The following is a 244-nucleotide window of genomic DNA, read 5'->3' as shown; positions in this document are numbered from 1 at the left end:
CGCAACCTTTGCAGCGTGGACCTGCTGGTGACAGTGTGGGTGTAACAGCACCCGGTTAGACAAAGCGTCTGTGCCGCCATGCACCCGATACTCCAGGTGATGATCGTGCCAGCCTGTATCGTCCGTTAGAGCACAGCCACAATGCGCACACAACCCGCCTTGCGACATGTACAGCTTGGCCCATTGCTTACGGTAACGCATCGAGTTCCACATGCGCTCCTGCCGCAACTGCTCGCCGTACTGC

1 protein-coding gene is annotated in these 244 nt (G+C 58.6%); it reads right to left on the bottom strand.

The genetic code is table 11. The annotated features are described in order from the left end of the window. A partial coding sequence (locus SB816_RS34300; protein ID WP_410548536.1) for an HNH endonuclease occupies window positions 1–244 on the bottom strand: 244 nt, incomplete at both ends.

The sequence above is a fragment of the Achromobacter sp. SIMBA_011 genome (assembly GCF_046535435.1).
Lineage (GTDB): Bacteria > Pseudomonadota > Gammaproteobacteria > Burkholderiales > Burkholderiaceae_B > Achromobacter > Achromobacter dolens.
Note: the sequence above shows the minus strand (reverse complement) of the source record. Positions and strands in the feature narration are given on the sequence as shown.